Source organism: Synechococcus sp. WC10meta (assembly GCF_047461475.1).
Window position 1 is genome coordinate 1 of sequence record NZ_JANSHF010000032.1, and the last position, 4,699, is coordinate 4,699.

4 protein-coding genes are annotated in these 4,699 nt (G+C 59.1%); 3 read left to right on the forward strand and 1 reads right to left on the reverse strand.

The window, feature by feature from the left end:
• Positions 1-12 precede the first annotated feature (12 nt).
• On the reverse strand, positions 13-183 hold the full coding sequence (locus NW804_RS10230) for a hypothetical protein (protein ID WP_414395585.1): 171 nt from the start codon (positions 181-183) through the stop codon (positions 13-15).
• A 175-nt stretch (positions 184-358) separates the two neighbouring features.
• On the opposite strand from NW804_RS10230, the gene NW804_RS10235 reads away from it, so the two are divergent.
• The 3 genes from NW804_RS10235 to NW804_RS10245 are packed head-to-tail and all read left to right on the forward strand — an operon-like array spanning position 359 to position 4,606.
• On the forward strand, positions 359-646 hold the full coding sequence (locus NW804_RS10235) for a DUF2103 domain-containing protein (protein WP_414406032.1): 288 nt from the start codon (positions 359-361) through the stop codon (positions 644-646).
• Between the two features lie 44 nt (positions 647-690).
• Positions 691-2,061: a TIGR03279 family radical SAM protein gene (locus tag NW804_RS10240; protein ID WP_414423478.1), complete on the forward strand. Its 1,371-nt coding sequence runs from the start codon at positions 691-693 to the stop codon at positions 2,059-2,061.
• Between the two features lie 4 nt (positions 2,062-2,065).
• Positions 2,066-4,606 carry a UPF0182 family protein gene (locus tag NW804_RS10245; RefSeq protein ID WP_414423479.1) on the forward strand — a complete coding sequence of 847 codons (2,541 nt, stop codon included), beginning with the start codon at positions 2,066-2,068 and terminating at the stop codon, positions 4,604-4,606.
• The last annotated feature ends 93 nt before the right edge of the window (positions 4,607-4,699 follow it).

The window sequence follows — 4,699 nt, forward strand, 5'->3', positions numbered from 1 at the left end:
CAACCCGGGAATTCATTTACCAATGCTATCTGCAAGTGTCAGGCCTCCAGTTTCTCTCAGCCAGGCTACCACCCGCTTAGAAGCCACTTCTCTCACAACACCGCCTATGCGCTCATAGGTGCCATCTTGCAGGCCTTTCAGGATGGCTTCGGGAATGTCTAGGATGACTTGCTCAGCAACCATAAATCAGCAGCTCCTTGTCCTTGGTGCCATCAGACTAGCACAAAGAAAACCTTCTGAAAGTACTTGTACTTAAAGGTTTGCTAAAGCTTGAGGGAGGCCAGTCTCTTTGTTCTCAGTCGCAAAGGCGAGAGCCTATCATGGAAGTCTAGCCTCTCCTTACCGTTAGTCTGCCACTATGTCTGAGCCTTCTGGTCGCCTAGTTTGGAACCATTCCACTCATATCTCTGGCTTGATCCCTGTTTTGGAGCGCTTGACTCGACAACCAGGCATTAAAACTGTAACGCCAGGTGCCTTATCTTGCGCTCGCGGGCGGATCCCGCAGTTGCAGTTGCGGGTTTCTGTGCCCATTCGAGGTGGGTACAAGTTAGTTGCCCGCAAAGGCAGCAGCGTGCAGGAGGTCTTTGTGGTTACCGACCTCAGCCAGTCGGAGCTGGAAGCAGCGATTCGCCGCTGTTTAGAGTAGGTTTGAGTTCTCTTGGCAACGCAGTCCCGCCTTTTGGGCGCGCTATGTCCCGCGCTAGCGTCAAGCCCGCCCGTATCAGCGCCGTCCTGCCCGGATCCCTAGCGGCAAAGGCAGGCATTCAACCGGGGGAGGCGCTGTTGAGCATCAATGGCGAGCGGCCCCGCGACCTCATTGACTATCGCTTCCTCATTGCCGAGGAATATCTCTGCCTGGAGATCCTGGACAGCCAAGGGATCCCGCGCACGGTTGAGCTGGAAAAAGACGTTGACGAGGATCTGGGGCTGGAGTTTGAGACGGCTTTGTTCGATGGCCTCATCCAATGCAACAACGCCTGCCCCTTTTGCTTTATCGACCAACAGCCCCCTGAGATGCGGGCAACCTTGCATCTCAAAGACGACGACTACCGCCTCAGCTTTCTCTACGGCAGCTACCTCACCCTCACCAACCTGACCGCTCCCGAGTGGGATCGCATCGCCCGCCTGCGCCTTTCTCCTCTCTATGTCTCTGTGCATGCCACCGAGCCGGAGCTGCGCAGCCGCCTGCTCAAAAACCCCCGCGCCGGCCTCATCCTGGAGCAGTTGGCCTGGTTTCGCCAACACCGCCTGCAACTGCATGCCCAGGTGGTGGTCTGCCCAGGCTGGAACGATGGGGAGCACCTCACCCGCACGCTCTTGGATCTAGCCGCTTTTCGTCGGCCAGAAGAAGGGATCCCAACCGTCCTCTCGGCGGCAGTGGTGCCAGTGGGGCTGACCCGCTTTCGCCCCCCCAATGATGAGCTGATCCCGGTGGATGCTGCCAAGGCGGCGGAGGTGATCGATCAGGTGGAAGCGCTACAGGCGCAGTTTCGGCAAGAATTGGGATCCACCTTTGCTTGGCTAGCCGATGAGTGGTATCTGCTGGCGGGGCGGGAATTGCCGCCGGAAAAACACTACGAAGATTACCCCCAACTGGGCAATGGGGTGGGATCCCTGCGGCTTTTTCTCAGCCAATTCGAGCAGCTCAAACTGCCGCTGGAGATCCCTGCTCCTCTCAAATTGCTTTGGGTGGTGGGCAACGCAGTGGAGCGAGCCTTCCAGCCTGTGGTAGAGCGGATGAACCGCATCCACAGGTTGCAGTTGCATCTTTTTCCCCTTGCCAGCCAATTCTGGGGACAAACCCTGACGGTAACCGGGCTGCTGACAGGGCAGGACATCCTCAACGCTTTGAAATCGGTTGAGAACCTGGCAAGTTACGACGGCCTGCTTCTGCCCCAGATTACCCTCAAGGATGGGGAGCGCTTCCTAGATGACCTCACCTGGCAAGACCTACAAGCCCAGGCTGGGATCCCGGTGGTGCGGGTGGATGGTGGTCCAGCGGGCTTGTTGGAGGCAGTGCAGCGGCTAGGATCGAGGGCAAGTTTGGACAGGACGCCATGAGGCCATGCAATGGCTGCGGCAAGGCGTGCTCCTGCTGCTCTGGGCGGGGCTAGGGATTCTGGCCATTACGGCCTTGGCCTCTTTCTACGTCGATCTGGCCTGGTTTGCCGAACTGAACGCCCTGCCAGTGCTCTGGACACGGGTATTTGCCCGCTGGGGGCTGGGCCTAGGCGCCTTTGTCTTTGCCCTGGCAGTGGTAGGAGTCAACATCCGCGCCTGCTGGCGGGGAGCAGACCCAGCCTGGGCCTGGGCCATTGCGCTGGGCCTGAGTGGCTGCTTGGCCTGGTTTCTTTCCCAGCACTGGTTTACGCTGCTGCTTTGGCTGCACCGAGTGCCTGTGGGGGAGTCGGATCCAATCTTTAACCGCGATCTGGGCTTTTTTCTTTTCAGCTTGCCCTTTTGGGAGAAGCTCCAGCACTGGTGCTTCAACCTGGTGCTATTGACCTTAGTTGCCGTTGCTCTCATCTACTTTGTGGAGCTGGGACTCTCGGAACAGCGGCTGACGCTGGCCCTTTCCCTGTTTGCCCAGCGGCACTTGCTCATCCTGGGGGGAGCTCTGTTTTTGCTTCGGGCCTGGGGCCACTGGCTGGAGCGCTACAAGTTACTCTACTCCACCCGCGGCGTGGTTTTTGGAGCCGGTTTTACCGATGTGCACGCCACTTTGCCAGCTACCACTTTGATGAGTGGGGTGGCTTTCCTAACCGCCCTTGGCTTCTGGGCCTTGGCCCGCCAAGGGATCCGCCTCAACCTTCCCTTGTTCAAATCCTGGTGCCCCCCCTGGGCCAGCTCCCTACTGGCGCCAGCTCTGCTGTGGGGAGCCTACCTGGGGTTCGGGCTACTGACTACCCGGCTTTACCCCCACTTGGTGCAGACCTTCTTGGTTACCCCCAACGAGCTGGAGCTGGAACGCCCCTACCTCGAGCACAACATCCGTTTTACCCGCGCCGGCTTTGGCTTAACCCAGGTGGAGGTCAAGCCCTTCCCGGAGGAGGGATCCCTTACCTGGGAGATCCTGCAGCAAAATCAATCTACCCTGAGCAACGTGCGCCTTTGGGATGCGGAGCCCTTGTTGGCCACCTACCGCCAGCTCCAGGAGATCCGCCCCTACTACCAGTTTCCCTATGTGGATGTGGATCGCTACCGCATAGGGGGAGAGCTGCGCCAAGTCATGCATGCAGCACGCGAGCTGGACTTTGCCCAGGTACCCCCCGCGGCCCAAACTTGGGTTAACCGGCGCTTTTTCTACACCCACGGCTATGGCCTCACCCTCAGCCCAGTTAACGTGGTTACTCCGGAGGGGCTGCCAGACTTTTTTCTAGCGGATATCCCACCGCGGATTTCCCCGCGCTACCCGGAGGTAGCGGAGGTGCTGCAGGTGGATCAGCCGGCCCTCTACTACGGCGAGCTAACCACCACTGAGGTGTTTGTCGGCGCAGAGGCAAGGGAGCTGGACTACCCTGCTGCCGACCACTACGTCTACAGCAGCTACCGCGGCACAGGGGGTGTCCCCATTCCTTACCTTTGGCAGCGCTTTCTCTATGCCTGGCACTTCCGGGATCTGCGCATTCTCCTCAGCCGTGAGCTTTCCCCCAACACCCGCTTTCTCTACCGCCGCCAAATCCGCGAGCGGGTGCGCCAGGTGATGCCCTTTTTGCTCTACGACCAGGATCCCTACCTGGTGATTCAAGGCGGTAAGCTCTACTGGTTTTTCGACGCCTACACCACCAGCAGCCACTACCCCTACTCCGAGTACCTGCCTGACTTTCCCTTCAACTACATCCGCAACTCCGTCAAGGCGGTGCTGGATGCCTACAACGGCAGCATCAACTGGTACATAGCTGACCCTCAGGATCCTCTCATCCAAGCCTACGCCCGCATCTACCCCACGCTGTTCAAGCCCCTGGAGGCCATGCCGGAGCCGCTGCGGCAGCACATCCGCTACCCCCAGGATCTCTTCCGACTGCAGGCCCAGCAATTTGCCACCTACCACATGACGGATCCCCGCCTTTTCTACAACCGGGAAGATCAGTGGCAGATCCCCAACCAATTCCGCAGAGGGCGGCGCCTCCCCATGCAGCCCCAGTACCTCATCCTCACCTTGCCGGAGGAGCGGCAGAAGGGATCCCCCAACGAACCTGAGTTTGTCTTGCTCTCTCCCTTCACCCCCCTCAACAAGCAAAACATGGTGGCTTGGATGGCCGCCCGCTGCGATGGGGAAAACTACGGCAAGTTGCTGGTGTACGAGTTTTCCAAGCAGCGTCTCATCTACGGCCCGGAGCAGGTGGAGGCGCGGGTGAACCAGGATCCCGCCATTTCCGAGCAAATTGCCCTCTGGAATGAACATGGGTCGCGGGTTAACCTGGGTACCCTGCTGGTTATCCCCATCGAGACCTCCCTTCTCTATGTCCAGCCTCTCTACCTGGAGGCGGAACAGGGCCGCCTGCCTCAGCTTACCCAGGTCATCGCCGCCTACGAAGACCGGGTGGTCATGGAGCCAACCCTCGCCCAGGCTCTAGAAGCCCTCTTCTCCCCCACTCTCCGCTAAGCCAGGATTTGCTGAGGGAGAGTTGACAGAACTTAACGGTTGGATTAAGGTTAGGTTGTCCATCTTCGCACTTCCACAGGGAAGTTAGGCTTT